A 26,914-nucleotide genomic window follows, 5' to 3' on the forward strand; every position below is an offset into this window, starting at 1 on the left:
TCTCCCGGTGGGAAAGGGCATCAAACCGCGGAGAATTTAGCGGCTAAAACGTTTTTTAATGGCAACGTTTCCCGACGCGGTGACCACCACGTCCCGATATCCCGTCACCCGCTGGATCCAGCCGTTGCTGTCCAGGTACGCGAGGAGCGCCGCGCCCGCCTCGCCCCCGAGGTGAAACCGCCGCTCGCTCCAGTCAAGACAGGCACAGCAGGCCTTACGGCGCGGATTGGTGCTTAATGAAATACCGAGCGTCAGGAACTGTTCGCGTCCATACACGGTCAGGGCTGACGCGTCCGTCTCCAGCCAGCCCTGCGCCTGCATAAAATCATAGATTTGAACGGCCACCGTCCCTGCCAGATGGTCGTAACAGGTGCGGGCTTCACGCAGGGCTTTCGGGGCGGTGGTTTCCGGCGGGGTGATGCGGCTCCACGACAGCCCCATCATCTGCTCGACCAGTTCCGCCACGTCGTGTCCTGCCAGGCGGTAATAGCGATGCCGCCCCTGTGACAGGCAGGTAATCAGCTTTCCGTCCAGCAGACGGGTCAGGTGCCCGCTGGCAGTGGAGGGGGCGATATCCGCCGCCGCGCTCAGCTCGGTGGCGGTCCATGCCCGGCCATCCATCAGCGCACAGAGCATTTTCACACGCGACGGATCCGCCATGGCGGCGGCAACTGCCGCCATGGCCTGTTCCAGCAGCGCGCTGTTGTCAGGGGGTAAACGAGTCTTAAGCATGGACTGCCCATGGTCTGGTGATCTCTGCCGCCAGCTTATCATTATCCGTCAGCAGAATGAGGTGATTCGCATGGTCGCTGTACTGGGTCAGTACAGACACACCGTGAGCCGCTAACGCCGCGGCAATCTCGCCCAGCTCACCGGGGCGCGCCTGCTGCAGTTTTCTGATCAGCGGTTTACGGACTGACCGGACGTTAAACCCGCCCTCAAGCAGCACGCGACGGGCTTTTTCGCCCTCTTCCACCAGGAAATGGGCTTCCGTACCAAACACGCCACCGCCCTCCAGCCCCACACCATTGCGCCCAAGCAGCTGGCCGAATCGCGCCAGTTCCCCTGGCGTAGCGTCGAAAATCACATGAACGTCATACATCCGCACGCCCCCCGGTTTCTGAGGCGTATTCCCGCACCACCTGCGCCACCCGAATGCGGTAGTACGTAAAGATAGCCTCCCGCCCCTCCCTCTGCGCCGCCTGATGAAAGACGTTCTGCTTCCAGCGGCGGACCGCTTCTTCGTCCCGCCACCAGGAGAGGGAGAGAATTTTGCCGTCGGTGGTCAGGCTCTGGAAACGCTCGATATCAATAAACCCGTCGATATCCGCCAGCAGGGGTTTGAGTTCGGCTGCGAGCTGCAGGTAACGCGCCTGGTGGGCAGGCGCGGCCTGGGCTTCGAAAAGGACTGCAATCATGGTTGTCTCTCCGTTGTGAGGGTGCGGAGAGCATGCAGGAAAGAAAATGCGGATGCTTCGGTGAAGGGCGAAGTATTGTCGCCCGCTTCCCGGGAGGGCGACAAACGGTTATCCCAGAATCGACTTCGGCTCCATAAACGCGCGGATCCCCCACTCGCCCATCTCACGCCCCACGCCGGAGTGCCTGAACCCGCCAAACGGCGCTTTAGGCTCATGGGCCAGCGTGTTCACCAGCACGCGGCCCGCGACAATCTGCTGCGCCACGCGACGCGCACGTTCGACATCCCTGCCCAGCACCATCGCACTCAGGCCATACTCGGTGTCGTTGGCAATGGCGACGGCTTCGGCCTCGTCCTGATAAGCGATCACACACAGTACCGGGCCGAAGATCTCTTCCCGGGCAATCGCCATCTGATTTGTGACGTCAGCAAACAGCGTCGGGCGCACAAACCAGCCGTCCTGCGTGCCTTCCGGACGCCCTTCGCCCCCCACCAGCAGGTTTGCCCCCTCGTCGAGACCTTTACGGATATAGCCCTGCACCCGCAGCCACTGTTTTTCACTGACCATCGGGCCAATTTCTGTCGCGTTATCCCGCGGATCGCCGGATTTCACGGCCGCGACGGCCTGCGCCAGCGCAGTTTCGATTTCCGCCTTACGCGACTGCGGTACCAGAATGCGCGTTCCGGCCACGCACGCCTGCCCGCTGTTCATAAACCCGGCCTGCACCACCAGCGGGATAGCCTGCGCCAAATCGACATCATCAAGCAGGATCGTCGGCGATTTACCGCCTAACTCCAGCGTCACCCGCTTAACACTCTGCGCCGCGTTGCGCAGTATCGCTTTGCCGGTAACGGTCGAACCGGTAAACGAAATTTTCGCCACGTCCGGATGGCGGCTGAGGGTCTCACCGACCGTATCACCCCGTCCGGTGACAATGTTAAACACGCCCGGCGGTAACCCGGCATCGCGCAGCGCCTCGGTGACAATGCGGGTTTGCAGCGCGCTCATCTCGCTCGGTTTAATCACCGCCGTGCAGCCCGCCGCGAGCGCAGCCGCCAGTTTGCCGCAGATAAACCCCGCGTCGCTGTTCCACGGGGTAATAAGCCCGGCGACACCAAGCGGCGTCATCTGCACCGTTGCCGCCCCCGCCGTGGTCACAAACTCAAAGGCTTCCAGCGCCTCGATGGCCTGGGCAATGACATCTGCCGGGTAGCGGGCCATCCACGCCGAGCGCGAGGCTGGCGCGCCGTACTCTTCAATCACCGCGTCCAGCAGCGCGTCATGACGGGCGGCAACGGCGGCATGCATGCGTTTCAGCGCGGCAATGCGTTCCTGTCGGGGGGTTTGCGACCATGCCGGAAATGCCGCTTTCGCGGCCGCGATGGCATGCTCAGCGTCTACCTCATCGGCCAGGCGAACCTGGCCAATCACCCGCGCCGTCGCCGGATTGTATAAATCAAAACGTTCAGTGCCGTGCGGGGTAACAAATTCGCCGTTGATAAAGATCTGTTCGATGTTGTGCATATAAACCTCCTCAGGCTGTATGGACACAGTCTGGCACGGCTTCTCCGTTGCGATAATCCACGCTATGCTGCAAGGGTTGTTTCGATTTTCAGGATAATCTATGCATCGTTCGGGTCTGACAGAGCTGGAAGTGGTCATGGCGGTGGTGCGGCGCGGCAGTTTTCGCGGGGCGGCACAGGAGCTGGGCATGTCCGCTACGGCGGTAAGTAACGCTATCGCCGGGCTGGAGAGCCGCCTGGAGACGCGCCTGTTTAACCGCACGACCCGCAGCGTGGCGCTTACCGACGCCGGGCAGCGCTATGTGGCGCGTATCGGCCCGGCCCTGCAGGCGATACGCCAGGCCAGCGAAGAGATCCACAGTGATACCGGCGAACCTGCCGGCACCCTGCGCTTAAACGTACCGAACCATATCGGTGCGCTCTTTTTGGATCAATTGCTGATCGACTTTATGATCCGCTACCCGAAAATACGCGTCGAGACGCTAAGCGAAGCACGAATGATCGACATCGTCGCAGAAGGTTACGACGCTGGGATCCGTCTTGAAGAATCCGTGCCGCAGGACATGATCGCCGTGCCGCTGACCGGTGAGATCCGCCAGCTTGTCACCGCCACGCCGGATTACTTTGCCCGCCACGGCACGCCGCACACGCCGGAGGATCTGCTCTTACATCAGGGGATCGGTATGCGCATGGCACACGGTGGGATCTACCGCTGGGAGCTGGCGCGTCACGGAGAACAGTACGCCCTGGCGGTACCGCCGCGCTTTGCCACGTCCGATCTTTTCGCCTCGATCCGGGCCGTGAAGGCGGGATTAGGGATAGGGTTTTTACCGGAACTGTATATCCGGGAAGAGCTTGAAAGCGGGGAACTGGTGAGCGTGTTAAACGACTGGACGCAGCCGTTTGCCGGGCTGCGTTTGTACTATCCGGGGCATCGCCACGTCCCGCCAGGGTTACGGGCGCTGGTGGCGATGATCCGTGAGCGCGGGGTTATTCGAGGTTAGCTTTGTTCAGCCCGTAAGCCGCGTCCAGCGAGCCCGGCTCCATGCGGGACGTGATCCCCAGACGGTTCCAGGCGTTGATCGCCACAATGGCAAAGTTCAGCTCTGAAATCTCCACGTCCGAGAAGTGCTCCGCCACGCTGCGGTAGAGCGCATCGCTCACGCCATGCACGCTAATTTGCGTCAGCGCTTCGGCGAAGGCCAGCGCCGCTTTCTCACGGGCGCTGAACAGCGGGGACTCGCGCCATGCCGCCAGATGGTACAGGCGCAGCTCGCGTTCTCCGGCGATTTTGGCCTCTTTCGAGTGCATATCCAGGCAGAAGGTACAGCCGTTCAGCTGTGAGACACGAATGTCGATCAGGTGCTTCAGCGCCGGGTCGAGAGAGGTTTTCGCCACTTCCATGCTCAGGTTGGACAGCGCGTTGGCGAGGGCAGGTGTGATCTTATGGTGGTTTACGCGAGTGCTCATTGTCTTTCCTCTTTTTTGTGCGGCATATGTCATGCGATGAGGACAATCTACGCGGATAATGACATAGTAAAAAGATACAAAAACCGTCAAACGAGGTAGGACATGAAGCCGGGCTATCACGCTATTTATACCCGCTATCGCGATAACATCACGCGTGGCGTGCTAAAGCCTGGCGACAAAGTCCCCGCCATTCGCGTGCTGGCGGAAGAGCTGAAGGTGGCGCGCAAAACCGTTGAAACCGCCTACGCCATCCTGACGGGCGAAGGGTATCTGGTAAGCCAGGGGGCACGCGGCACGCGGGTCAATCCGGACCTGTTACTGCCTGCACAGCACGCCCCTGCGGAGCAGACCACCGGCACGCTTCCGGCCTCGCTGATCGGCCAGCGCGAACGGGCAGGTTTTCTGCGCCCCGGCATTCCCTCCCTCGACAGCTTTCCCTATAAAAAATGGCTGCTGCTTTCAGGCCAGGCGACGCGCGCCATGCGCCAGGAAGAGATGCTGAATCCGCCCGTGCTGGGCTGGTATCCGCTGCGCCAAGCGATTGCCAGCTACCTTAATATTTCACGCGGGCTCGCCTGCACCGCCGAGCAGGTGCTGATCACCAGCGGCTACAGCGGTAGCCTGCGCCTGATCCTCGATACGCTGGCCAGCCGCAGCGACAAGGTAGTGTTTGAAGATCCGGGCTACTTTATGGGCCAGCAGTTGCTCAAGCGGATCGTGCCGCGCCTGCACACCGTGCCGATCGATCGCGCCGGGATCGATACGGAATACCTGCTGCGCCACCATCGCGATGCCCGCTTCGCCATTGTCACCCCGTCGCACCAGAGCCCGCTGGCGGTCACCCTCTCTCTGCCGCGTAAACAACAGCTTCTCGACTGGGCGAGCCAGAACGAGGCCTGGATTATTGAGGATGACTACGACGGGGAATTTCACTACACCCGCAAGGTGCTGCCGTCGCTAAAAAGCCTCGACCGGCACGACCGGGTCATTTTTATGGGCACCTTCAGCAAAACCATTATGCCGTCGCTGCGCATGGGCTACGTGGTGATGCCCGCCAGCACCATCGGGGCCTTTACCGACTGCGCGGACATCGTCACCAGCGGCCAGCCGGTGCTGACGCAAAAGATCCTCACCGCCTTTCTCAACGAAGGCCATTTTTTCCGACATCTTAAGAAGATGCGGGCCCTGTATCAGACCCGGCGGGAGTGGATGATTAAGGCTTTACAGGAGGTGTATGGCGACCTGTTTTTCACCGAGCAAAACGACGGTGGGATGCACATCGTGGCATTCCTTTCGAAGGGGAGTTGTGACCGGGAAATCGCGCACTGCTGGCAAGCGCAGCAGCTGCAGGTTAACGCGCTCTCGGAGTGGTATCGCGGCTCCGGCAAGCGTTACGGACTGGTGATGGGCTATAACAACGTGCGCACGTATCAGGAGGCGGTGGCACTACTTGAAAGGCCAAAACAAGAAACGCTGGAATTACTACTCTGAAATCAGATAGCTATCCACGCCATAAAAGAACGTGATAAAGATACAATCTTGAGCCTTTTTTATATTTCTAAGGAAAAGAAAATGAAAGCCATTCTGGGATTTGACTACTTATTAACGCCACGCGTGCTGGTCTTCTTCTACTGGATCGTCATGCTGGTGATTTTGATTGCCGGCGTGTATTCCATGTTTACCGACCATCTGATCACCGGATTTATCGGGATGATTTTCAGCCTGATCGGCTGTCGCGTGACGTTCGAACTGATCATGGTTGCGTTTAAGAATAACGAATATCTGCGCCGCATCGCTGAAAACACCGCGGTGAAATCAGTCGAATAATCTCTCCGTTGCGCCGGGTAGGGGTTTCTCCTTACCCGGCCAGCGCCGACCCTGCCCGCTTACACATCATAGCGCGACAACCCGACATCCTTAAGCTGCTCGTCACTCATCTTGCTCAGGATGCGACGTGTGCGGTGAATACGGTACCAATTGCGTAGCGTTTTGCCGATCCAGACAAAAACAACAAACGGACGTTTTGAACGGTTCTCGTAAAATTCCATGATGCTCTCCTCACTGTGCCAGTAGCGTTATCATCGTGGAATTCAGGTCGTACAATACAGATTCAAAAACATCTTTTGTTTAACATACAGATCCGCTAAAAGTGTATCTGCATGCCGTTTTTTGCGGCAATCTGTACTGGTTTTACAATCTGTATGGTGAAAACAAAGGATACAGCATGACGCGCTACCAACATCTCGCCAACCTTCTGGCGGAACGCATTCAACAAGGGCTGTATCGCAGCGGTGAACGTCTGCCGTCGGTGCGCGCGCTGAGCCAGGAGCATGGCGTTAGCATCAGCACCATACAGCAGGCCTACCAGATCCTCGAAAATCTGCAGCTGATCACGCCTCAGCCACGCTCCGGCTATTTTGTCTCGCAACGTAAGGCCATGCCGCCCGTACCGGCAATGACGCGTCCGGTGCAGCGTCCGGTAGACGTTACCCAGTGGGATGAAGTGATGATGCTGCTGGATGCCCGTGCCGACAAAGAGATGATCTCCTTTGGCGGCGGCTCGCCGGACGTCAATCAACCGAGCCTGAAACCGCTGTGGCGTGAAATGAGCCGCATCGCGCAGCACAATCCGGGCGAGATGCTGAGCTATGACGTGCTCGACGGTCGGCTCGAGCTGCGCGAGCAGATCGCACGGCTGATGCTGGACGGCGGCTCTACCGTGGCCGCGAATGAGATTGTCATCACCAATGGCTGCCACGGCGCGCTGTCGATTGCCCTGCTCTCGATATGCAAACCGGGCGATATTGTGGCCGTGGAATCTCCGTCGTTTCACGGCACCATGCAGATGCTGCGCGGGTTCAACATCAAAGCCATCGAAATTCCCACCGATCCCGAAACCGGGATCAGCATTGAAGCGTTAGAGCTGGCGCTGGAGCAGTGGCCCATTAAAGCGGTGATCCTGGTGCCCAACTGCAATAACCCGCTGGGTTTTATCATGCCGGAAGCGCGGAAGAAGCAGGTGCTGGCTCTTGCCCAGCGGCACGATATCGTGATCGTGGAGGATGATATTTACGGCGAACTGGCGGCGGAATACCCGCGCCCGCGCACCATTCACTCCATGGACATTGATGGCCGCGTACTCCTGTGCAGCTCGTTTACCAAGACCGTGGCACCGGGCCTGCGCGTCGGCTGGATTGTGCCTGGGCGCTATTACGACCGGGTGATGCACATGAAATACGCTGCAGGCGGCTTTAACGTGCCGGGAACGCAGATGGCGGTGGCGGCGTTTATTCGCGACGGCCATTATCATCGTCACGTTCGCCGTATGCGCCAGATTTATCAGCAGAATATGGAAACCTATACCTGCTGGGTGCGGCAGTACTTCCCGGCGGAGATCTGCGTGACGCGTCCGCAGGGCAGTTTTTTGCTGTGGGTGGAGTTACCGGAAAACGTCGACATGGTGTGCGTCAGCAAGCAGCTGTGCCGGCTGAAGATCCAGGCGGCAGCCGGGTCGCTGTTCTCTGCGTCCGGCAAGTACCGCAACTGCCTGCGGATCAACGTTGCGTTACCGCCAACGGAGAAGCATCGTGAGGCGCTGAAGAAGATGGGTGAGGCAATTGTGATTGCGATGGAGGAGTAGTGCGGCCTGATGCCCTCCTCCACCAGGCCGGGCAAGGCGTCACCGCCGCCCGGCACTGTCACCGACTCAAAACGTCCATGAAACGCTGCCAACGATACTGCGTTCCGCGCCGAAATAGCAGTAGGAGAGCGAGTTACACGCCGCCACATAGCGTTTATCGGTCAGATTATTGACGTTCAGCTGCGCGCTCATGCCCGTGAGCCCCACCTTCGACAGGTCATACCCCACCACCATATCCACCAGCGTATACGACGGCAGCGTATGGGTGTTCTGGCGATCGCTGGTAATGCCGTTGACGTAACGAACGCCGGAGCCGACGGTCAGGCCGTCCAGCGGGCCCGTTTTCACGTCGTAGCTGAGCCAGGCACTGGCCATATTCCGCGGCGCATAGACGGCGCGCTTGCCCTCCTCTTCCGGGCTGCTCTTCTTGTAACGAATGTCGGTATAGGTGTACGCCGCCTGCATGCGCAGGCTGTCTGTCAGTTGACCCACCGCTTCCAGCTCAACGCCCTCGGACTCGATTTCACCGATGGAACGGTACGGATCGGTCGGCTCCTCTTTGGTGGCGATATTCTTCTGGCTGATGCGGAACACCGAGGCGCTGAACTGGCTGTTCATCCCCTCGGGTTCATACTTCACGCCCGCTTCCCACTGCTTGCCTTTCATCGGGTCCAGAATGTTGCCCTGCTCATCGGCGAAGCTGGTCGGCGTAAAGGCCGTGGAGTAGCTGACGTACGGCGCGACACCGTTATCAAACAGATACAGCAGCGCCGCGCGGCTGCTGATGTTGTTCTTATCCAGGTCGCTGCGGGTATGGTTAACGTTATCAACGTTCGACACGCTTACCTGGTCATAGCGCCCGCCCAGCGTCAGGCGCCAGCGATCAATGGACATCTGATCCTGCAGGTAGTATCCGGTCTGGCGCAGCTTATGTTTTTCCTTGCTGTACTGGGTGATGTAATCCGGTTTCGCACCGTAAACCGGGTGGAACGCGTCGATGGGCGGGAAACCGCCGTAGTAGCCGGTCACGTTATTGGTACGGTCCTGATAATCCAAGCCGATCAGCACGCGGTGGTTAACTGCCCCGGTATCGAAACTGCCGTCGACCTGGTTATCCAGCGTGATGGCATTCATCTTCTCGTCAGAACCGGAATAGCCGCGGTTGAGCTCGGTATCGTTCAGCCAGCCCGCGGCATATACCTGATTCAGCTCCACTTTGGTGTGCAGATAGCGCAGCTTCTGGCGCACCGTCCAGCCGCTGTCGAACATGTGCTCAATGTTATAGCCCACCATGTTTTCCCGACGATCGTACTTGTCGTAGTCATCCTCACCTTCAAAGAAGGTGTTGGTGATTTTCTTACCGTTATGCGGCACCACGGTGCCGTCATAAGGCAGGCCGGAGTGGCTCCCCCCTTCCGGATCGCGGTGCAGGTAGGCCATCAGATCCAGACGCGTGTTATCAGTGATGCGCCAGGTCAGGCTCGGCATCAGCGCGTAGCGCTCTTCCTTCAGCGGATCAAACTGGGAATCGGCATAGCGGGTCATCCCGCTGAGGCGCACCGCCACGCGGTCGTTATCATCGACTGGACCGGTAACGTCGAACATCGCCCCGCGCTGGTTATTGTTCCCGGCAAATAGCTTAATCTCCCCGCTCGGATCGAACGACGGCTTGCGGGAGGTCAGCGCCACGATACCGCCCGGCGATGAACGGCCGTACAGCACGGAGGCCGGGCCACGCACCACCTCGATATTGTCGAGGAACCAGGGATCCACCACCAGCGAGCTGTGAGAGTTGGTGTCTCCCATCATCTTCAGGCCGTCGAGGTAGACGTTATCCAGACTGCCGTCGGAGAAACCGCGCAGCACCATGTAGTCGAAGCGGTTTGACGCGCCAATCTGGTTGCTGTAAACCCCCGGCGTGTAACTCACTGCCTGGCGCACGCTGGTCGCGCCCTGCTCTTCAAACTGCTCGCGGGTAACGATAGAGACCGACTGCGGAGTCTCTATATCCGGCGTTTCAAGCTTGGTGGCAGCAGATTGCATCTGCGACGTGACCACAACGGTGTCCGTTTTTTGGGCATCCTGCGCCAGTAAAGGAAAAGCGACGCTACCGGTAACCCATCCCACCAGCAGTGCCAGACGTGACTTAGCAAACATAACCCTCTCCAAAGGTATTTCTTATTGTTAATAAGAATTATTACCTTTTTGAGAGAGCAAACAGCTATGCGCGCCGCCAGGATACGTATGCGCGGTGCTAAACCGCACGGGTTGCGTTCGCGCGAAGAGAGAAAGTAGGTTAGCGGCGTTTGCGCACGTCGCCCGGTGCAATACCGTAATGGCGACGAAACGCGGTAGCGAAATTGGTGGCGTGCTGATAGCCACACATCCACGCCGCCTGCTGCACGCTATAGCCTTCAAGCAGATAGCAACGCGCCAGCGCGAGCCGACATTCGCGCAGGTAATCGAAAAGGGTGCAGCCGTAGCGTTGACGAAACTTGCTGCGCAGGCTGCTCGGGCTCATGGCGGCGAGGGCGGCCAGCTGCGCAAGAGTATGATCCTGCTCCGGAGACTGTTCCAGCCTGCTGCGCACGCGTTCAAGACGCGCATGCTCAGGCCGACACGGGAAGGATTGCTGGCGCTGCGCCAAACCCTGGCCCAGAAGCTGATACATCAGCCCTTCCAGCAACAGCTGACGGGATAACGCGCTTAGACCCTGCTGCTGAGCATGCTGGATCCCCGCAAGGACAAACTCAGGGACGTGCCAGACCAGAGTGGGCGCATTCAGGCTTTGCCATTCCTGGAGCAGCGACTCAAGCAGGGTCTCGCGCCTGGCATCGTGTGGGAATAGACCAAACGAGAGCGTTTTCAGCGTGCTGTCGGCATCGTGACGCGCGCACATTATCTGCTCTTCACTCAGGCGGGAGCTGAAGGCCATGCCGGATCGTACGACATATTCAACGCCATTGAGCGCGATCGTGACGCCGCCTTCCAGCACCACCAGCATATAGAGTGGGCTGCTATGGCGAGAGGTGGTTTCGTAAGGTTGTAAAACGCGAACGTTGGAGTGGGTCAGTGAAATGCCGGATGAAAGCGTCATCTCTTCCACATTCCCCTGCAGCACGGCGCGGTTGTTGACCTGCGCATCTTTTAACTGCGGGAACCGGTAGTCGATGCCGTAGCGCTCACCGAATATCTGAAAATCCTCAACAAAAAACAGGCGTTTCGCTGATCTATTTTCACGCTGGAGCATATGACGGTGCCTGCATCGGGGAAAGGACAAACGAAACAGTACCATTCATTGGTGGTGGCAGCAATCACTGGGCATAAAACGTATTACGCTCCGGTCTGAGCCGGAGCGAAGAGATATATTTCAGTTAAAGAGATATATTTATGCTTGCTGCCACTCAGCAAAAACCTCTTTATGGTTTTTGGTCAGGACAACTTTATTATCATCCACTTTGTCCACCCAGCCGAGCGGTATAAAGTGGTGCTTCCCACCGGATTCCGGATCGCTTTTCGCAAGCTTGATGCGCTCACCATCCAGATGGTCCACAACACCGACGTGTGTTCCGCAGCTGGCGACAACCTGAGCGTGATCCATAATTGCGTTTTTATCTACCATAATAATTCTCCCGTTTTGGTTATTTGACCGTTGCACGGAATTAACTGTAGCGCATAAATTTGGCTTACGGACGCTTATTAGCATTTTGAAACATCATTGACACAACAGGATATTATGACTACCGCGAGGCATAGCGAAACATAATGAAAAAATAAGAATAAGATGAATTATTCTTGACGTTTATTTTTTATTTCATAATTACATTATCGCAACCAACGAGGAGGCATTAATGACGATTCGTAATATTCGTAATAATCGTACAGAAATTTCACTGGCTCTTGGTGAAGCGGTTTTAGACATTGTGCAAAAAGGCCACGAGCTGTCACGTGAAAATCTGGCACAGGCGATGAAAACAAAAGCAGAGAAGGAGCGCGACGATGAGCGGCTCCTGAATTACTGGAAAGCCTGTAATATGCTGGTCTGAACGAGGCGGCGTTTAGCCTGGCTAAACGCCGCCAGCCGTTACTCGTCGAAAAACCAGTAGCCCTGGTTAATCAGTCCGGTCAGTTCGTCAATAAACGCCGGATTGTTCAGCGCCTCGCCCAGCTCAGCCTGGCCGAGTTCCGTGTAGCGACACAGCACGTCCGCAGCCTTCGCATCTACCGTTTCCAGCAGTTCGCTGTTGATGAAGACGCTGCCGTTGATATTCAACACGCGCAGACCGCTCAGGCGAGACAGCGTTTCGCCCCCCTGCAATGCATCAAGCACTTCTTCTGCCGTGTATGGCGGTTCCGCGGTGGCAATATCCAGCTCATGGCGCGGCGTCGAGACAAAGCTACCGAACCATTTCGTGAAATCATCAGGCTTGCTGATCATGTCGATCATCATCTGGCGAATACGATCCAGCTCGTACTGTTCCACGCGTCCAGGGTGTTCACGGCAGGTCAGATCCGGATCGCTGTAGTGCTCGCCGCCCAGATCGTTTTCCAGCGCGTAATCGGCAAAGCTGCTGATCAGATCGCGACCGTTCGGCCCACGGAAACCGACGGAGTAGTTGAGCGCCGTTTCGTGGGTAAAGCCGTCGTGCGGGAAGCCTGGTGGAATGTAGAGGATATCGCCCGGGGCCAGATCTTCGTCGATGATCGGCTCAAACGGATCAACGTGCAGCAGTGCCGGATGCGGGCAGAACTGGCGCATTGGCAGCTTGTCACCCACGCGCCAGCGGCGGCTTCCCATCCCCTGAATGATAAACACATCGTACTGATCGATATGCGGGCCCACGCCGCCGCCAGGGACAGAGAAGGAGATCATCAGGTCATCCAGACGCCAGTCTGGCAAGACGCGGAACGGGCGCACCAGCTCCGCTGCGGGCATGTGCCAGTGGTTCACCGCCTGCGCCAGCAGCGACCAGCCGGTTTCGCCCAGGCCATCGAAGTGCTCAAACGGACCATTGCTGGCCTGCCATTTACCGTTGGAATGGCTGACCAGACGGCTATCGACTTCAGGCTCCATCGCCAGCCCTGCCAGTTCGTCAGGGGTAATCGGGTCGACAAAATCAGGGAAGGCATTTTTCAGCACTACGGGTTGTTTCTGCCAGTATTTTTCAAGAAATTCCGGCCAGTTCAGGTTCAGTTGATACGCCATGGGTAGCACCAGTGAGAGGGTAAACAGGCGCGATTATAGGGGAGACGGTCAAGGGGGAACTTGTCATGGGTCAAACGAGAGGAGAAGGCCGGCGCAAACGTCCGGCCCTGAGGGATCAATCCAGCTTCAGATCGTCATAATGCGTAATCAGTTTACCCACAATGCCGTAGTCCAGCGCTTCTGCCGGAGACATCCAGAAGTTGCGGTCGGTGTCTTTTTTCACTTTTTCCAGCGGCTGGCCGGTGGCGTCAGCGATCAGCTTGTTCACGCGATCCAGCATGCGGATGATCTCGCGCGCTTCAATCTCAATATCCGTCGCCTGACCACGCACGCCACCCAGCGGCTGGTGGATCATAAAGCGGGTGTTGGGCAGAGAGTAGCGATGTTCTTTTTTCGCCGCCAGGAAGATGGTGATCCCGGCGCTCGCCACCCAGCCGGTGCCGATGATGTGTACGTCCGGACGGATGAACTTGATGAAGTCATGGATGGTATCACCCGCTTCCACGTGGCCACCCTGGCTGTTGATGTACAGCTTGATCGGATCGTTGCTCACGCTTTGCAGCAGGATCAGTTGGGTAATGACTTTTTGCGCCAGTTCCTGGTTGATCTCACCGGAGATAACAATCGAGCGGGACTCGAGCAGTTTTTGCTGCAGCGCGCCCGCGCCGTTTGACCCTTCCGCTTTATCCTTATCGCCTTCTTTCAGTGTGTAGTGCATTGTTATGTCCTCAGCATTTAGCGCTCAAAACCAGAGTGTAGCCTGTTTTACCGGTCAAAGTCCTCAGGCGCGCACAATGCGAACATCCTGCGCCGCAAACGCGTCGATAACGTCCTGTTTAATATTCGCGTCCACCACCAGCACATCAATGTCCCGGCTCTTTGCCACGACAAAGCGCGCCACGCCGGGAAGCTTGTCAGCAGTCAACGCCACGATGGTCTGGTTGCTCTGGGCGATCACCGCTTTTTTGAACGCACAGTCGGCAAAATCAAAGCCGGTCAGCCCCATCTCAGGATCCATCGCACAGCCACCGATAAAGGCCTGATCAAAGATAATCCCCTCAAGCTGGCTTGCAGCCGTGGCACCCACCGTCGCGCCGGACGCCCGCTGGATCTGCCCGCCGGTGATGATCACCTCGCACAGCGGATGTTGCAGCAGCGTGGTCGCGATGGCCGGGGAGTTGGTCACCACCGTCACGCTGAGTTCGGCAGGAAGGGCTTTCGCCAGCGCCAGATTGGTGGTGCCCGTATCCATAAAGATACAGCCACCTGCCTTGATCAGCGTTGCCGCTTTCTGCGCGATTGTGGCTTTTTGTGCACTGTTTTCCTGCTCGCGGCGGCTAAATGTCCCCGCATCCGGCAGCTGAAGTACCGCGCCACCGTAGACCTTTTTACAGAAGCCCTCTTTGCTAAGCTCATGTAAATCACGGCGAATGGTGTGCTCGGAGACCTTCATTTGTGTCGCCAGTTCGGTGCACACCACCCTTCCGCTCTCCTGAAGGATCTGACGGATCAGCGCTTGTCGTTGCTCCGGAAAAGCAGCATAATCGAGCATTATAAGTCCTTTAAAATAACAAAACCGAGCATCAAAGCGCATAATGTTGCACTGCGCGTGCTCTGTCAATCAGCACTCACCGCGAGGATAACAATGAACATTGCCCATGTTGCACTCTGGACCCGACACCTTGATGCACAGGTACAGTTCTGGGAAACGGTTTTTGGCGGACGCCGTAATGAACGCTACCTCAGCAAAAATCGCCCGGGCTTTGCGTCACACTTTATAACCCTGGATGGCGGTCCAACCCTTGAACTGATGACGGTTCCGGACCTGCCCGACGCCCCGGCTCATCCGGAGTTTATTGGCTGGGCACATATCGCCATTCACGTCGGCAGCCAGGCTGAGGTGGACCGTATGGCGGCGCAGGCGCAGTCAAACGGCACCCTGCTCAGCGCCCCCCGCATGACCGGGGATGGGTTTTATGAGGCGGTGATTGCGGACCCGGACGGCAACCGGATTGAGCTCACAGGAGAGTAAAAGACATAACGCCTGCCATGCAGGCGTTAATGTTTAATTCACCGTGGCCGGGCGCACCAGATTTTCCTCGCCCTCACGTTGCTGCGCTTTCTCGTGCTGACGTTCCGCCAGCAACCGGCAAATCTCCGCATGCTTCTCCTCGGTAAAGGTAAAGCGCGACATAAACCCAAGCCGGATCAGCGAGCCGATGGCGGGCAGCAGACAGATACCAAAGAACAGCCCCGACAGCACGCCGTCACTCTGGGTTTGCGCCTGCGGGACATAGCCGATCATCGTCAGAAACACGCCGATTAACCCACCGCCGACCGCCACCGACATCTTGCCGGTAAAGGTCTGTCCGGAGAAGGTGATCGCCGCACAGCGCTTGTGGGTGTGGTACTCCGCATACTCGATGGTGTCGGCAATCATCGACGAGGTGAGAATGTTGGACATCATCACAAACAGCGTACTCAGGCCAAGCAGGATAAACAGCATCGCCGTCTGCTGATAGCCCACAAACCACATCACCACGCGTACCGCGACATCCAGTCCGCAGAGGATCATAAACAGCTTCCGCTTCTGCATTCTGCGCGTCAGCATCGGGGCGACGAGACACACCACCGCCGCCATAATCCCCATCACACCGATCGCCATCTGCAGGCTGCCGTCACCCATATTGTTGATAAAGAAGTAGATGTAGAGGCCGCCGGCCACGTTATGGAACACGCAGAAGAAGAACGACAGCAGAACGATAAACAGCGGCTTGTTCTGGCGCAGGTTATGAAAAGTGTCACGTATCGTCACCTTTTCCGGACTCGGCGGCACACGCTCCTTAATCTGCATAAAGCCGTTGAGCATCAGCGGCAGGCCGACCAGCATCATCACCAGTGCCGCCATAAAATAGCCTTTGTCGTTGCTGTACTGGGCGAAGAACGCCGCCAGTTTCGGGAAGAAAATGTTGGCGCAGGCGATCCCGGCGTTAACCCCCAGCATGGCCGCCGTCACCGCGCGGGTGCGCTGCCCGGAGTCATTAGTCATCACCGACGACATCGACCAGAACGGGATATCAGAGATGGCGTACAGCGTTCCCCACAGAATGTACGTCACCCCGGCGTAGAGAATTTTGGTGGTCATGTCCGCTTCGATTTTATAGAACGACAGCAGCGTGACGCCGGTAATGAGTAACGGGGCGATCAGCAAAAAGTGGCGAAACTTGCCGAACCGGGTGTTAATGGTGTCCATTATGCTGGCAAATAGCGGGTCGTGAACCGCATCCCACGCGCGGGCAATCAGGAAGATGGTACTCGCCGCCAGCGCCGAAATCCCCAGCACGTCGGTGTAAAAATAGTTAATAAACGAACCCACTAAACCAAAGCTAAAACACTGACCTAATCCATAACCAAAATAAGACCACAACTCGCGAGACGGTATTTTCATTGTCATTGCCATAGTGCGTACCTGGTTGCCCGGCGGCAGACCTCCGGGTCGATATTATTAGCCCTGCGCTTTCGGGGCGATCTTACGGAGCTTCTTCATTAAGGCCATTTCACTGCGCGAGAACGGGATACCGTTCTCCTCAAAGACGTCGTGAAACCAGAGGCGGCAGTAGTCCGTAGACTCCTTCATCACCACCGGCCACGGCAGCCACGTCTGGGTTTTACCGCGCACCAGCCCCCACTGATACGGCGCGACCTTCGCCGTGTACATCAGCGGGAGCTGCTCCTCGAGGGTGCTGCCCACGTGGCGGGCCAGCCATTCGGTGCAGAAGATTGGCCGCCCAAGCGCCTGCAGCTGCTGGATAATCGCGGTCATGCGTCCGGTGTTGGTGTAAGCGTGGAAGCTCACCACGTCGGATAGCGCCAGCGCGGTTTGATCCAGCGGATGCTGATAAAACGTCTCGCCCTCCTCTTCCGCCGGCAGACGCCACGCGCAGACGGTGAGCGGCTGAGTGGGATCCTCTTCACGCACCCACCGGAACGCCAGCTTCATCAGCTCATGCGCGCAGGTCTCCAGCTTCGCGTCGTACTGCACCTCCTGCGTACCGGTCGCAAAAATGCCGCGGTTGCCCGGCTCGTTATACAGATCCCACAGCAGTACGCGCTCATCGTCGCGGAACTGGCGGATAACGTCGCGGATATAGCGCTCAATCTGCGGCCAGCAGTCGGGATCGCAGACTTTATCGCGCCCCGGGCTCGCTGCCGCCTGGCTGTTGTGCTTGCCCGGCACCGGCGGCTTTTGCGGCCCCAGATACGGTTCATCGCCGGAGAAACCGCAGTCGTCCATCAGGGTCAGCATGGTGCTGAACCCGTGGCTGTAGGCCATCGCCAGAAACGTGTCGATGCGCGCCATCAGGCCGTCGCGGTCGTGTTCCCAGACAATAAACGGCAGGTTGATGCGCAGGGTGTTGTAGCCCGCCTCCGCCGCCCAGCCCAGTTCGCGGTCAATGGTATCGGCATCGAAGGTCTCTTCCTGCCAGATATCGGTCCAGTTCACCGCCGTCGACGGTAAATAGTTAAACCCACACAGCCAGCCTTTTTGCTGATACCACGCCTGCGCCTGCTCCCTGCTCCACTGCTCTTTCATTACGCGTCCTCTTACTGATAATATTTAGCTAATAAATATTAGTTGCGGGATAAATGCGCAATTCATGACGCTCCGAAAAGCGACAGCCTTCACAAAGTTCATGCAGGCGCGAATAAGAAACGTGATCGACGGCGCGTAAGCGAACAGTTAGGGTATGATGCGGTGTCGCGAGAGGGAGAGGACGGATGAAGCGAAAAACAAAAGTCACGATGAACGATATTGCGCGGGCGGCGGGGGTGTCGCAGGCGACGGTATCGCTGGTGCTCAACCAGTCCCGTAACATCAAGCTCAGCGACGAGACCCGCCAGCGGGTGATCGGCGTGGCGACCGAGCTCGGTTATGACCGCCTGCCTGCCATTCACGCCCCGCGCAACCAGGAGGAAATCGCCCTGCTGGTCAGTTCCCTGCAAAGCTTTGATCCCTTTATCGATGCCATCAGTCAGGCGCGGGAAGCCGCATGGCGCAACGAAGCGCTGCTGACGGTGTACGACTACGGTGATGACGTAGAGCTGGCGCTGAACATTATCCGCCAGCTGGAGAAGCGTAACTGCGTGGGGATCATCCTCGCCTCCCCCGTTACCACCCTTGTCGACATGACCGCTTTTCAGGACTGCACCCGCATTCCACTGGTGCTGCTCAATCAGCGCGACCCCGGTTCGCCGCTGCTGCCGTCGTTTATTCCGGACGACTACGCCAACGCCTTCCAGGTGACCAAACACCTCATCGCCTGCGGTGCAACGCGTATCGCTCACATCACCGGCGAGAGCTGGATGGAGGCCTCCCGCCAGCGGCTGGCCGGCTATCAGGCCGCCTTACAGCAGGCCGGTTTAGCCTGTGACGAAAGTCTGGTGCGCCAGACCAACTGGCAGTTCAGCGAATCCTTTACCGCCACCACCTCTCTGCTGGCGCTGGACGAACGCCCGGACGCCATCTTCTGCGCCAGCGACTGGCTGGCGATTGGCTGCTATCAGGCGCTGGCGGTGAACGGCGTGCGCATCCCGCAGGATATGCTGCTGGCGGGCTACGACGACCAGAAGATCTCCGAGCAACTCACCCCACCGCTGACCAGTATCCAGCTCCCCTACAGCGAACTGGGACGGCTGGCGGTGGAGTACCTGTGCAATCAGGAAGATGCCGCCACCCACGTGACGCTGGCGGGCAGGCTGAAGGTACGGACATCAAGCCTCGTCTGAGGTGAAGACCATTCCGGCATAGGGTTTCTCCCGGCACGCCGCCAGCCGCGCGGCGAGGCTGCCCACGTGCAGTTCCAGCTTGTGCCCGTCCGGGTCGAGAAAATAGAACGATGCCCCCTCGCTTTTGTTCTGCTTCCAGACGGTAACGCCCGCCTGCTCAAGCTTGTGCGAGAACGGTTCAAAATCCTCTTCCGCCACGGTAAACGCGTAATGGGTATAGTCGCTCTCCTGCGGCGGCACATACTGGCGCGCCTCGTCGTACGACAGGCAGACCCACAGATCGCCGCAGGTAAGATAGGCCCCGGTATTCCAGCGGGCGTGCAGCGTCAGCCCCAGCAACTCGTGCCAGAAGGTAACGCTTTTTTGCAGGTCGCTGACCGCGAGGGTCAGATGGTTGAGTGATTGCAGCATGACGTGCCCTTTTGTTTTTTGCGCCAGACGTGGTACGGTAACTTCATGAACATAAACCACGCCGTGCTCACCGTAAACCGCTGGTGGCTGCCTTCTTAAAGGCGGCACGGAGTAGTTTTTCCCATTTTCAGATAGCCGCCGAAAGGCGGCTTTCACATTTCTAAGACCCCTTTCGGCAATTGCACATTAAGGAGTCTTTATGAACGTTCAAACCATCCTCACCGGCGACCGCCCAACCGGCCCGCTGCACCTGGGCCATTTCGTCGGTTCGCTGCGCCAGCGCGTGGCGCTACAGCAGACGCATAACCAGTATGTCTTGATTGCCGACCTGCAGGGGCTGACCGACAACGGCAGCAACCCACAAAAAATTCGCGACAACATCCCTGAAGTGCTCGCCGACTACCTCGCCGCCGGCATCGACCCGAACCTGACGACACTCTGCCTGCAGTCCGCCCTGCCCGCTCTCGCCGAGCTGACAATGTTGTATATGAATATCGTCACCGTCGCCCGCGTCGAGCGTAACCCGACGGTGAAAAATGAGATTGCGCAGAAAGGCTTTGCCCGCTCGCTGCCGGTCGGTTTTATGGCCTACCCCATCAGCCAGGCGGCGGACATCACTGCGTTCAAAGCCGAGTGCGTCCCCGTCGGCGACGACCAGCTGCCGATGATTGAGCAGACCAATGAGATTGTGCACAAGATGAACAGCCTGTTGCCTGCCCCGGTGCTGCGCCACTGCAAAGCGATGCTCAGCGACACCGGCCGCCTGCCCGGCATCGACGGCAGCGCCAAGATGTCGAAATCACTGGGCAACACCCTGCACCTTTCTGCCAGTGAAGAGACGATTCACCGTGCGGTCAGCGCCATGTACACCGACCCGAACCACCTGAAGGTGAGCGACCCGGGGCAGATTGAGGGAAACGTGGTGTTTACCTACCTCGACGCGTTTCATCCGGACAAAGCCAAAGTGGCAGCGATGAAGGCGCATTATCAGGCGGGCGGACTGGGTGACCGGACATGCAAGAACGAGCTGGAAGCGTGCCTGCAGGAGCTGATTGCACCGATGCGGGAACGCAGAGCGATGTACATGCAGGATAAAGGGGAGTTGATGGCGATGCTGAAGTGCGGCACGGAACGGGCGCAGGCGGTGACGCAGGAGACGCTGAAGGAGGTGAAGGTTGGGCTGGGGGTGCCGGTGTTTAGTTAAGTTAGTTTGAGCGGTGGAGTGCGTGGGATTGGCATGAAACCGCTTATTGTCTCATTTAAGATAATATTAATGCCCCTAATAATTCTTAATTTCTTGTGTAGATTATATAAATTGCTTTAATTTCATTAATATCACATTGATATTACTCTTTATAACAGATTTAAAGAGATACTATGGCTGACGTAGAAGATATAGCGAGGAGATTATATAATATAATCTCCTCGTCTGATACCGTGACTGGACTTATAAAGGGAGGGCTATCTGCACCGCAAGATTATGGATATCGGGTTTATGGTATCGTTGACACGGACACAGATATACACGCAAGACTGAGAAAATAACAATAGAAAAACCAAAAAACAAACACTACGGCAGGGTCATATGAGTAAGTTTACCATCCCAATTATAAACCTGCTTCTTTGCTCATATTTAATTTTTGCCTATAGTCTTTGCTGGATTGAATTCGACACATGGCATGATAAAACAATCGCCTTTTCCATCATTACTATGAGTGCTTACATTATTTCATTAGTACTCAATAGATTACTGCCAGGAAAGATACTTACTTTAGGTGGGATCCTGAACGTGTTATCAGGCCCTCTGCTCGTGGTAGGTGCATTTGCTTGCATAGCTATCCTTGAGCCGTGGCCTTTGAAAATTCCTGGCTTATTCATATGGGTCGTGGCGATGTTATATCTACCTTCTTTTATAAACGTTTAATAGAACAGTGTGGTGCCGGGTGCCTCCCGGTGAGCAAAGCCCGCATAATGACGTTAACCTATAAATTATGCCCCACCGCACAGGGGGATTCACCACAACACGAAGTATATGAAAAATGCCGCGATAAAAAAGCTATTCAAACCGACAATAAGACAACAGTCATTTCGCCATTTTGCTTAATCATGCCCTGCCAGACACATTACCGCATCCACCCTTCGGCTTATAAAGCATGCCCAGCGGAATAAATCATTGCTATCTTTTTAATAGCCTCAACTTTCGCCATCTTATTAACCTTTCGATTTATTGATGTATTTCATTTTTGTGCCAGGATTTTTAACGAATAAAAAATGAATGCACGGAAGATACCCTACCTCTCCTCCGGCAAAGATATGGACAAATAAGATGAAACTCAGGATAACATTACTTTCAGCACTGCTGGCGCTTCCGCTATTTGCTCAGGCGACCTGCAACGTACCGGAGACGCTCTCCGGCAAAATCTTTATCAATAAAACGGGTCCGCTATGGTCTGTGCAAAACCCTAATGCCGATAGCCTGCTCCGGCTGGAGTTCACTGACGATACGTATACCAGCCATATCTTGCGCACAGGCAATAAGGTGCAAGGGAAATACCGTTATGAAGTTTTTAAAAGCCAAACAGGCCTGGCACACAGCGTAGGCGTTCTGGAAGCAGAGGAGGATTTTCAGGGCCAGACGACGCTGTTTACCCTCACGCTCGTCTGCCTTAGCGACAGCACCGGCACCTTTGTCTACAACCAGCGCCAGGGCGCCATTAAACCGGATATCAGGCAGAACACGGGGGTCTGGATAGTTCAGGATCCTGCGACCTGAAAAAATCCTACTGCCATCCGGGATATTTTCCCTTCAGCATAATCGTGAAAAAGGACAAACAGATGAATACCTACCACGCATTCCCCTGGCAACGGGTTGTTAGCGCGCAGGGCTATACGGCGAAATCAAAGGAAAATGTGATTCACTTCACCGACACGCTGTTCTGTATCGACGGTAGCGGTACCATTGTGGATATTATTCAACATAACGATGACGCGTTCCGGCACGTACGTGACGCCGCCCGTAAAGCGGGTAAGCTCACTGAACTCTCTTCTGACCAGTATCTTCTGCCCGGCCTGATCGATTTGCATGTCCACGCCCCGCAGTGGCCTCAGATGGGCAAGGCGCTGGATAAACCGCTTGAGAAGTGGCTGAATGACTACACGTTCCCGCTGGAAGCCCGATACGCCGACGTCGATTTTGCCCGCCGAAATTATACGGAACTGGTCAGCGCGTTGTTGGCGAACGGCACCACCACCGCCGTCTACTTCGCCACCCTGCACACTGAAAGCAGCGTCGAGTTGGCCCGCATATGCCTGGCCCAGGGGCAGCGCGCCCTGGTGGGCCGCGTCGCGATGGACGATCCCTCTCAGTGCCCTGACTATTATCGGGACGAAACGGCGGCATCGGCCGAGGCGGAAACGCGTGCATTTATTCGCGCTGTCGCAGAGTTACCCGGCAATACGGCAAAACGTGTGCTCCCGGTTATCACCCCGCGGTTTATTCCCTCCTGCACGGACGACCTGCTGAAAAGACTGGGCACAGTGGCGAGAGAAACAGGCTGCCACGTGCAAACCCATTGCTCAGAAAGTGACTGGGAACATGGTTACGTCAAAGAACGCCTGGGGAAAACGGACACCGTGGCGCTGCGTGATTTTGGCCTGTTGACCCAAAAAACCATCCTCGCGCATTCAAACCACATTGAAGATGACGATGCTGACCTGATTAAGAAAACCGGGGCTGGCGTCGCGCACTGCCCCCTTTCAAATTTCTATTTTGCCAATGCAGTATTCCCTCTGCGAGCAATGCTGGACCGTGGTCTGAACGTCGGGTTAGGCACCGATATTGCCGGTGGCCATAGCCCCTCGGTTTTTGATGCCTGTCGCCATGCCATCACCGCCAGTAAAGCCCTGAATGATGGCGTCGATGCCCGTATCAAACCGGAACACCGCGGCAGACCAGGCTCGGCAGTCAGCTTCAAGGAAGCATTCTGGTTGGCGACAGCCGGTGCGGGTGGCGTGCTTGAGCTGCCTGTAGGAAAGCTGGAGGTCGGATACCAGTTCGATGCCATCGTTATCGATACCCGGGCTGCAGGAAGCGATATTTATATTCATCCTGCTGAAGACCAGCCTGAAGATAAACTGCAAAAAATCATCTTTAACGCCAGGCGAAATAACATCAGCCGTGTCTGGGTAGACGGAAAAGCCGTGAAAGTTCAGTAAGATCATACAGCGGCACCGTCTGTGGCATCACCGTGACTCCCTGTAAGTTTACGACCGTATTGCCTTCATGGTGTATCAGACGCTGTTAACGCAGGGGGTCCGAATCCCACAGGATATTGCTGTTCTTGGCTACGATAATCTTGTCGGCATCGGAAATTTGTTTTTACCCCCGTTATCCACGGTCCAGCTGCCGCATTATGAGATTGGGCGCTTAAGTACCCTGCACATTATCAATGGCGACACCCACCGGGATAAGGTGCTGGTCGAGAGCCCCTGGCTCAGGCGCGAATCCTGTTGAGCAAGAGAGGCCGCATACCGACGACCTTTTGACAGTCACCTGGGGACATTATGCAAAACGAATTTTACTGGATAAACGAACCTGCCGAATGGCATAGCGAGAACAACACGTTATCGGTCGTGACAGACGACCACACCGATTTCTGGCGCCATACGTGGTACGGATTCGAGCGTTTCTCGGGCCACATCTACGCGACTGACGCGGCGGGTGATTTCACGTTTCAGACTAACATCCGCGCTGATTTCAGCACGCTCTATGACCAGGCGGGGATCATGCTGATGTCGGACGAGCAACACTGGCTCAAGGCCGGGATTGAATACAATGATGGCGCGCCGGCCATTGGCAGCGTACTGACGTTACAGGCCTCCGACTGGGCAACCGGAATCTTCCCGGGTAACCCCCGGGAGTTCTGGCTTCGCCTGACCCGCAAGGGAGACGCGTTGCGGTTACAGTACTCAGCAGACGGGCTGTCGTGGCCTTTGTTGCGTTTATGCCATTTTCCGTTGGGGCCAGTGAAAGTCGGTGTCATGTGCTGCACGCCCGAACGCAGCGGCTTAGCCGTCGAGTTTAGTGATTTCAGTCTCGCTCCGGCCATGGATAAAGCGCTGCACGATCTCAGCTGATTTACATCGCGCCATCCGGTTCTACGATCCGTTGATGGCGCTGCCTGAGCTTCCACCTGGATCACACTTTTCCCACCCGACCATTCCCTTAAAATAAACAGGTGATATTATTCACCCCGTAAATACCTCTCAACTCAACCCGAGGCTTTGATGCTGGAGAATGTCATCATCCGATAATCAGCTCCCCGACCTTTCAGGCCGGACTGATTATCAATGCGCCGAAATCGAATGCGGACACCGCGGTGTGTTTGCACGTTTTGCACATGATGATTAAACAGGTTTTCCAGTATGAATTTATCCCGTCAGGAACAACGTACCTTACACGTTCTCGCCAAAGGTGGACGTATTGCGCACGTCCGCGATAGCTCAGGCCGCGTCACCGCCGTTGAATGCTACAGCCGCGAAGGGCTGTTGCTCGCCGACTGCACGCTCGCCGTCTTCAAAAAACTCAAAACCAAAAAGCTGATCAAGTCCGTCAACGGTCAGCCCTACCGCATTAACACGACCGGGCTGAACAGCGTTCGTGCCCAGCCAGATAATCGTTAAGGAGAGGATGATGGATATCCCACGTATTTTTACCGTCAGCGAAAGCGAACACCGCATTCATAACCCGTTCACCCCGGAAAAGTACGCCACGCTGGGCCGCGTGTTACGCATGAAGCCAGGCACACGCATTCTCGATCTCGGCAGCGGCTCGGGGGAGATGCTCTGCACCTGGGCGCGCGATCATGGCATTACCGGCACCGGCATCGACATGAGCCGACTTTTCACCGAACAGGCAACGCGCCGTGCTGACGAACTCGGCGTCAGCGATCACGTGCGTTTTATTCATGACGACGCGGCCGGATACATTGCAGATGAAAAATGTGATGTGGCGGCCTGCGTAGGCGCCTCCTGGATTGCCAGCGGCGTCGCCGGAACAATGGCGCTACTGGCAAAAAGCCTCCGGCCAGGCGGGATGATACTCATCGGTGAACCTTACTGGCGTCAGGTTCCTGCGAGCGATGAGATCGCCCAGGCCTGCGGCGTCTCGTCCATCGCAGACTTTCTCACCCTGCCCGACCTGGTCGCCTCGTTCGACGCACAGGGCTATGACCTGGTGGAAATGGTCCTGGCAGATCAGGAAGGCTGGGACAGATACGAAGCGGCGAAATGGATGACCCTGCGTCGCTGGCTGGCGGAAAACCCTGACGATGACTTTGCACAAGAAGTTCGCGCGGAGCTGACAATTGCGCCCAAACGCCACGTCACCTACACACGAGAGTACTTTGGCTGGGGGGTGTTTGCGTTGATTGCCCGATAGCCTGAAACAGGCGGTATAGCCTTAACGACTATACCGCCTTCACGCATCAGGTATTAAGGCGGCTCAGAATAATATGAACGCGGATTCCGTCACGTTCACCCGCGTTTAATCACCGGGATATCGCCCGTATCATTTAACGCCCCTGGAAATGTTTTTAACCACTGAGCGACTTTTTGTTTATTGATATTCACCACACTCATCCCTTCCAGGCATCCCCATAATTCTCTTGTATGCTGCGGCGTGATCACAATACAGTCTTTCATCACCCGGATTTTAACCGGCATACCGCTGATAAACCCTGCCCGGGTTAACCAGTCTCCCCCCAGCGGAAGATATTTATTATCTATCCGGGCATAGAGTTCACAGCAGGCGGAGCTTGCTTCCGGCGTTTCTGCGCGGGGATGGACGGGCGCGGCACTGGTCTGGTTGCCGTGAAGTCGGCGGGTGCTGTTTTTGCGTACCAGCTCGCGGTTTTCAATCATACCGGTGAAAGCGTCTGATTCTGTTTTGCAAACCGTAAACTCTGGCTTAAAATTCGGCGCAGCCATTTTCAACTCCTTAGTAGTTGCTTGTGGTTAGCGGTATGGGGGTGTTGCAGCACCTTCATATCGCGAATTCTCTCTTTAAATTTCTCTGATACTTCCTTTGCCGTTCGGCGTAATTTCTGATGTGTATTATACAGGGCTGAATATAAATACAGCGTTTTTTGGTGGGGTAAATTTAAAAAATGCGAGTGGGATTCAGAAATCATACGGTAGTTGGTTGGCATTTTTTAGATATAAAAATTCTAGGATAGCAATGAAAGAGCTAACATCAATTATTTGAGAAAGGCACCCAAGGCGCCTTTATGGCTTAGTCGAAGAATATACTTTGTATCATAAACGATAATCTATTAATTAAAGCAGAAACGATTTTATGCCAATGAGGCTAATTGCCGTCATCAATAAACAAAAGGATTGACGGGATGACAAACGGGACAAACACTCCTGCCGGGCTAGAGTGCAAAGTACAAATGCAATG

Annotated in this window: 30 protein-coding genes and 2 pseudogenes; 16 read left to right on the top strand and 16 right to left on the bottom strand. The window is 56.4% G+C overall.

Going from position 1 to position 26,914, the window contains the following annotated elements; genetic code table 11:
- Positions 1-36: 36 nt before the first annotated feature.
- The 4 genes from L466_RS01755 to L466_RS01740 form a co-directional block, all read right to left on the bottom strand.
- The gene (locus tag L466_RS01755) at positions 37-732 is read right to left on the bottom strand and encodes an ArsR/SmtB family transcription factor (RefSeq protein ID WP_032681730.1); all 696 of its coding nucleotides are present in this window, start codon (positions 730-732) and stop codon (positions 37-39) included.
- The gene (locus L466_RS01750; protein ID WP_032679564.1) at positions 725-1,102 is read right to left on the bottom strand and encodes a hypothetical protein; all 378 of its coding nucleotides are present in this window, start codon (positions 1,100-1,102) and stop codon (positions 725-727) included. The genes L466_RS01755 and L466_RS01750 overlap by 8 nt, the downstream gene beginning before the upstream one ends.
- A complete protein-coding gene (locus L466_RS01745; RefSeq protein ID WP_032681731.1) occupies positions 1,095-1,418 on the bottom strand; it encodes an antibiotic biosynthesis monooxygenase family protein in 324 nt (107 codons plus the stop codon). Before L466_RS01745 ends, L466_RS01750 begins: the two co-directional genes overlap by 8 nt.
- Positions 1,419-1,526: 108 nt before the next feature.
- Positions 1,527-2,942 (bottom strand): aldehyde dehydrogenase family protein, encoded by a 1,416-nt coding sequence (locus tag L466_RS01740; protein WP_032681732.1) that lies wholly within the window; start codon positions 2,940-2,942, stop codon positions 1,527-1,529.
- Positions 2,943-3,042: 100 nt separating this feature from the next.
- Here L466_RS01740 and L466_RS01735 point away from each other — a divergent pair, with 100 nt between their 5' ends.
- Positions 3,043-3,945 carry a LysR family transcriptional regulator gene (locus L466_RS01735; protein ID WP_032681734.1) on the top strand — a complete coding sequence of 301 codons (903 nt, stop codon included), beginning with the start codon at positions 3,043-3,045 and terminating at the stop codon, positions 3,943-3,945.
- On the opposite strand, the gene L466_RS01730 is transcribed toward L466_RS01735, so the two are convergent.
- The gene (locus tag L466_RS01730; RefSeq protein WP_020885328.1) at positions 3,932-4,411 is read right to left on the bottom strand and encodes a carboxymuconolactone decarboxylase family protein; all 480 of its coding nucleotides are present in this window, start codon (positions 4,409-4,411) and stop codon (positions 3,932-3,934) included. The genes L466_RS01735 and L466_RS01730 overlap by 14 nt on opposite strands.
- A gap of 102 nt (positions 4,412-4,513) precedes the next feature.
- Between L466_RS01730 and L466_RS01725 the strand changes: the two genes are divergently transcribed.
- Entirely contained in the window at positions 4,514-5,902 is a 1,389-nt protein-coding gene (locus L466_RS01725) for a MocR-like pyridoxine biosynthesis transcription factor PdxR (RefSeq protein ID WP_032681736.1), read from the top strand.
- An 81-nt stretch (positions 5,903-5,983) separates the two neighbouring features.
- Positions 5,984-6,238 carry a DUF4282 domain-containing protein gene (locus tag L466_RS01720; RefSeq protein ID WP_020885330.1) on the top strand — a complete coding sequence of 85 codons (255 nt, stop codon included), beginning with the start codon at positions 5,984-5,986 and terminating at the stop codon, positions 6,236-6,238.
- A 59-nt stretch (positions 6,239-6,297) separates the two neighbouring features.
- Here L466_RS01720 and L466_RS01715 read toward each other — a convergent pair whose 3' ends face one another.
- Positions 6,298-6,459, bottom strand: a complete 162-nt coding sequence (locus L466_RS01715; protein WP_032681737.1) for a DUF1127 domain-containing protein — start codon at positions 6,457-6,459, stop codon at positions 6,298-6,300.
- A 176-nt stretch (positions 6,460-6,635) separates the two neighbouring features.
- Here L466_RS01715 and L466_RS01710 point away from each other — a divergent pair, with 176 nt between their 5' ends.
- On the top strand, positions 6,636-8,051 hold the full coding sequence (locus tag L466_RS01710; RefSeq protein ID WP_014168456.1) for an aminotransferase-like domain-containing protein: 1,416 nt from the start codon (positions 6,636-6,638) through the stop codon (positions 8,049-8,051).
- A gap of 66 nt (positions 8,052-8,117) precedes the next feature.
- Here the strand turns inward: L466_RS01710 and foxA are convergent, their stop codons facing one another.
- The 3 genes from foxA to L466_RS01695 form a co-directional block, all read right to left on the bottom strand.
- Positions 8,118-10,226, bottom strand: a complete 2,109-nt coding sequence (gene foxA / locus L466_RS01705) for a ferrioxamine B receptor FoxA (protein ID WP_155962786.1) — start codon at positions 10,224-10,226, stop codon at positions 8,118-8,120.
- 121 nt (positions 10,227-10,347) lie between these two features.
- Positions 10,348-11,301 (bottom strand): AraC family transcriptional regulator, encoded by a 954-nt coding sequence (locus L466_RS01700; RefSeq protein ID WP_032681739.1) that lies wholly within the window; start codon positions 11,299-11,301, stop codon positions 10,348-10,350.
- A gap of 138 nt (positions 11,302-11,439) precedes the next feature.
- The gene (locus tag L466_RS01695; protein WP_020885334.1) at positions 11,440-11,673 is read right to left on the bottom strand and encodes a DUF2171 domain-containing protein; all 234 of its coding nucleotides are present in this window, start codon (positions 11,671-11,673) and stop codon (positions 11,440-11,442) included.
- Between the two features lie 229 nt (positions 11,674-11,902).
- Between L466_RS01695 and L466_RS01690 the strand changes: the two genes are divergently transcribed.
- A complete protein-coding gene (locus tag L466_RS01690) occupies positions 11,903-12,097 on the top strand; it encodes a DUF2767 family protein (protein ID WP_020885335.1) in 195 nt (64 codons plus the stop codon).
- A 38-nt stretch (positions 12,098-12,135) separates the two neighbouring features.
- Here the strand turns inward: L466_RS01690 and L466_RS01685 are convergent, their stop codons facing one another.
- From L466_RS01685 to L466_RS01675, 3 genes are all read right to left on the bottom strand, one after another.
- Positions 12,136-13,257: a ribosomal protein uL16 3-hydroxylase gene (locus L466_RS01685; RefSeq protein WP_025205676.1), complete on the bottom strand. Its 1,122-nt coding sequence runs from the start codon at positions 13,255-13,257 to the stop codon at positions 12,136-12,138.
- Between the two features lie 115 nt (positions 13,258-13,372).
- The gene (locus L466_RS01680; RefSeq protein WP_014168451.1) at positions 13,373-13,975 is read right to left on the bottom strand and encodes an ATP-dependent Clp protease proteolytic subunit; all 603 of its coding nucleotides are present in this window, start codon (positions 13,973-13,975) and stop codon (positions 13,373-13,375) included.
- Between the two features lie 63 nt (positions 13,976-14,038).
- Complete coding sequence (locus tag L466_RS01675; protein ID WP_032681742.1) at positions 14,039-14,809, bottom strand: DeoR/GlpR family DNA-binding transcription regulator; 771 nt, start codon at positions 14,807-14,809, stop codon at positions 14,039-14,041.
- Positions 14,810-14,902: 93 nt separating this feature from the next.
- Here L466_RS01675 and L466_RS01670 point away from each other — a divergent pair, with 93 nt between their 5' ends.
- The gene (locus L466_RS01670; protein WP_032681743.1) at positions 14,903-15,289 is read left to right on the top strand and encodes a VOC family protein; all 387 of its coding nucleotides are present in this window, start codon (positions 14,903-14,905) and stop codon (positions 15,287-15,289) included.
- A 33-nt stretch (positions 15,290-15,322) separates the two neighbouring features.
- Here L466_RS01670 and L466_RS01665 read toward each other — a convergent pair whose 3' ends face one another.
- Complete coding sequence (locus tag L466_RS01665; protein ID WP_032681744.1) at positions 15,323-16,717, bottom strand: MFS transporter; 1,395 nt, start codon at positions 16,715-16,717, stop codon at positions 15,323-15,325.
- A gap of 45 nt (positions 16,718-16,762) precedes the next feature.
- Positions 16,763-17,851, bottom strand: coding sequence for a cellulase family glycosylhydrolase (locus L466_RS01660; RefSeq protein WP_032681746.1), 1,089 nt, complete (start codon positions 17,849-17,851; stop codon positions 16,763-16,765).
- 185 nt (positions 17,852-18,036) lie between these two features.
- On the opposite strand from L466_RS01660, the gene L466_RS01655 reads away from it, so the two are divergent.
- Positions 18,037-19,044, top strand: coding sequence for a LacI family DNA-binding transcriptional regulator (locus tag L466_RS01655; protein WP_014168446.1), 1,008 nt, complete (start codon positions 18,037-18,039; stop codon positions 19,042-19,044).
- Here L466_RS01655 and fosA read toward each other — a convergent pair.
- Positions 19,030-19,455: a FosA/FosA2 family fosfomycin resistance glutathione transferase gene (fosA, locus tag L466_RS01650; protein WP_032682056.1), complete on the bottom strand. Its 426-nt coding sequence runs from the start codon at positions 19,453-19,455 to the stop codon at positions 19,030-19,032. The genes L466_RS01655 and fosA overlap by 15 nt on opposite strands.
- Positions 19,456-19,654: 199 nt before the next feature.
- Between fosA and trpS the strand changes: the two genes are divergently transcribed.
- The 9 genes and pseudogenes from trpS (at position 19,655) to L466_RS01610 (ending at position 25,894) form a co-directional block, all read left to right on the top strand.
- Complete coding sequence (gene trpS, locus L466_RS01645) at positions 19,655-20,659, top strand: tryptophan--tRNA ligase (RefSeq protein WP_032681748.1); 1,005 nt, start codon at positions 19,655-19,657, stop codon at positions 20,657-20,659.
- Between the two features lie 173 nt (positions 20,660-20,832).
- Positions 20,833-20,999, top strand: a pseudogene (locus tag L466_RS24160) (hypothetical protein); the annotation flags it as partial.
- Positions 21,000-21,040: 41 nt separating this feature from the next.
- On the top strand, positions 21,041-21,379 hold the full coding sequence (locus L466_RS24165; RefSeq protein ID WP_032681749.1) for a hypothetical protein: 339 nt from the start codon (positions 21,041-21,043) through the stop codon (positions 21,377-21,379).
- A gap of 402 nt (positions 21,380-21,781) precedes the next feature.
- Positions 21,782-22,228 carry a hypothetical protein gene (locus tag L466_RS01635; protein ID WP_025205686.1) on the top strand — a complete coding sequence of 149 codons (447 nt, stop codon included), beginning with the start codon at positions 21,782-21,784 and terminating at the stop codon, positions 22,226-22,228.
- Between the two features lie 62 nt (positions 22,229-22,290).
- The gene (guaD, locus tag L466_RS01630; RefSeq protein WP_025205687.1) at positions 22,291-23,670 is read left to right on the top strand and encodes a guanine deaminase; all 1,380 of its coding nucleotides are present in this window, start codon (positions 22,291-22,293) and stop codon (positions 23,668-23,670) included.
- 52 nt (positions 23,671-23,722) lie between these two features.
- Positions 23,723-23,968: pseudogene (locus L466_RS01625) on the top strand (substrate-binding domain-containing protein); the annotation flags it as partial.
- Between the two features lie 50 nt (positions 23,969-24,018).
- Positions 24,019-24,591, top strand: coding sequence for a DUF1349 domain-containing protein (locus tag L466_RS01620; RefSeq protein ID WP_032681752.1), 573 nt, complete (start codon positions 24,019-24,021; stop codon positions 24,589-24,591).
- Positions 24,592-24,879: 288 nt separating this feature from the next.
- Positions 24,880-25,137 carry a YjhX family toxin gene (locus tag L466_RS01615; RefSeq protein ID WP_014168433.1) on the top strand — a complete coding sequence of 86 codons (258 nt, stop codon included), beginning with the start codon at positions 24,880-24,882 and terminating at the stop codon, positions 25,135-25,137.
- Between the two features lie 10 nt (positions 25,138-25,147).
- Complete coding sequence (locus L466_RS01610) at positions 25,148-25,894, top strand: SAM-dependent methyltransferase (protein ID WP_032681756.1); 747 nt, start codon at positions 25,148-25,150, stop codon at positions 25,892-25,894.
- Positions 25,895-25,989: 95 nt separating this feature from the next.
- Here the strand turns inward: L466_RS01610 and L466_RS23520 are convergent, their stop codons facing one another.
- Positions 25,990-26,442 carry a SymE family type I addiction module toxin gene (locus tag L466_RS23520; RefSeq protein WP_081750653.1) on the bottom strand — a complete coding sequence of 151 codons (453 nt, stop codon included), beginning with the start codon at positions 26,440-26,442 and terminating at the stop codon, positions 25,990-25,992.
- Positions 26,443-26,914: the final 472 nt, after the last annotated feature.

The organism is Enterobacter sp. BIDMC 30 (assembly GCF_000534355.1).
Classification (GTDB): Bacteria; Pseudomonadota; Gammaproteobacteria; order Enterobacterales; family Enterobacteriaceae; genus Enterobacter; species Enterobacter ludwigii.

Bases quoted from the DNA above. Each gene is read 5' to 3' on its own strand.
- L466_RS01660 (WP_032681746.1), bottom strand. From the start codon at position 17,851: ATGAAAGAGCAGTGGAGCAGGGAGCAGGCGCAGGCGTGGTATCAGCAA.
- L466_RS01745 (WP_032681731.1), bottom strand. From the start codon at position 1,418: ATGATTGCAGTCCTTTTCGAAGCCCAGGCCGCGCCTGCCCACCAGGCG.
- L466_RS01665 (WP_032681744.1), bottom strand. From the start codon at position 16,717: ATGGCAATGACAATGAAAATACCGTCTCGCGAGTTGTGGTCTTATTTT.
- L466_RS01680 (WP_014168451.1), bottom strand. From the start codon at position 13,975: ATGCACTACACACTGAAAGAAGGCGATAAGGATAAAGCGGAAGGGTCA.
- L466_RS01725 (WP_032681736.1), top strand. From the start codon at position 4,514: ATGAAGCCGGGCTATCACGCTATTTATACCCGCTATCGCGATAACATC.
- L466_RS01715 (WP_032681737.1), bottom strand. From the start codon at position 6,459: ATGGAATTTTACGAGAACCGTTCAAAACGTCCGTTTGTTGTTTTTGTC.
- L466_RS01685 (WP_025205676.1), bottom strand. From the start codon at position 13,257: ATGGCGTATCAACTGAACCTGAACTGGCCGGAATTTCTTGAAAAATAC.
- L466_RS01675 (WP_032681742.1), bottom strand. From the start codon at position 14,809: ATGCTCGATTATGCTGCTTTTCCGGAGCAACGACAAGCGCTGATCCGT.
- L466_RS01735 (WP_032681734.1), top strand. From the start codon at position 3,043: ATGCATCGTTCGGGTCTGACAGAGCTGGAAGTGGTCATGGCGGTGGTG.
- L466_RS01755 (WP_032681730.1), bottom strand. From the start codon at position 732: ATGCTTAAGACTCGTTTACCCCCTGACAACAGCGCGCTGCTGGAACAG.
- L466_RS01620 (WP_032681752.1), top strand. From the start codon at position 24,019: ATGCAAAACGAATTTTACTGGATAAACGAACCTGCCGAATGGCATAGC.
- L466_RS23520 (WP_081750653.1), bottom strand. From the start codon at position 26,442: ATGGCTGCGCCGAATTTTAAGCCAGAGTTTACGGTTTGCAAAACAGAA.
- L466_RS01655 (WP_014168446.1), top strand. From the start codon at position 18,037: ATGAAGCGAAAAACAAAAGTCACGATGAACGATATTGCGCGGGCGGCG.
- L466_RS01700 (WP_032681739.1), bottom strand. From the start codon at position 11,301: ATGCTCCAGCGTGAAAATAGATCAGCGAAACGCCTGTTTTTTGTTGAG.
- L466_RS01695 (WP_020885334.1), bottom strand. From the start codon at position 11,673: ATGGTAGATAAAAACGCAATTATGGATCACGCTCAGGTTGTCGCCAGC.
- trpS (WP_032681748.1), top strand. From the start codon at position 19,655: ATGAACGTTCAAACCATCCTCACCGGCGACCGCCCAACCGGCCCGCTG.
- fosA (WP_032682056.1), bottom strand. From the start codon at position 19,455: ATGCTGCAATCACTCAACCATCTGACCCTCGCGGTCAGCGACCTGCAA.
- L466_RS01730 (WP_020885328.1), bottom strand. From the start codon at position 4,411: ATGAGCACTCGCGTAAACCACCATAAGATCACACCTGCCCTCGCCAAC.
- L466_RS01670 (WP_032681743.1), top strand. From the start codon at position 14,903: ATGAACATTGCCCATGTTGCACTCTGGACCCGACACCTTGATGCACAG.
- L466_RS01750 (WP_032679564.1), bottom strand. From the start codon at position 1,102: ATGTATGACGTTCATGTGATTTTCGACGCTACGCCAGGGGAACTGGCG.
- L466_RS01710 (WP_014168456.1), top strand. From the start codon at position 6,636: ATGACGCGCTACCAACATCTCGCCAACCTTCTGGCGGAACGCATTCAA.
- L466_RS01635 (WP_025205686.1), top strand. From the start codon at position 21,782: ATGAAACTCAGGATAACATTACTTTCAGCACTGCTGGCGCTTCCGCTA.
- L466_RS01615 (WP_014168433.1), top strand. From the start codon at position 24,880: ATGAATTTATCCCGTCAGGAACAACGTACCTTACACGTTCTCGCCAAA.
- L466_RS01610 (WP_032681756.1), top strand. From the start codon at position 25,148: ATGGATATCCCACGTATTTTTACCGTCAGCGAAAGCGAACACCGCATT.
- L466_RS01740 (WP_032681732.1), bottom strand. From the start codon at position 2,942: ATGCACAACATCGAACAGATCTTTATCAACGGCGAATTTGTTACCCCG.
- guaD (WP_025205687.1), top strand. From the start codon at position 22,291: ATGAATACCTACCACGCATTCCCCTGGCAACGGGTTGTTAGCGCGCAG.
- L466_RS24165 (WP_032681749.1), top strand. From the start codon at position 21,041: ATGAGTAAGTTTACCATCCCAATTATAAACCTGCTTCTTTGCTCATAT.
- L466_RS01690 (WP_020885335.1), top strand. From the start codon at position 11,903: ATGACGATTCGTAATATTCGTAATAATCGTACAGAAATTTCACTGGCT.
- L466_RS01720 (WP_020885330.1), top strand. From the start codon at position 5,984: ATGAAAGCCATTCTGGGATTTGACTACTTATTAACGCCACGCGTGCTG.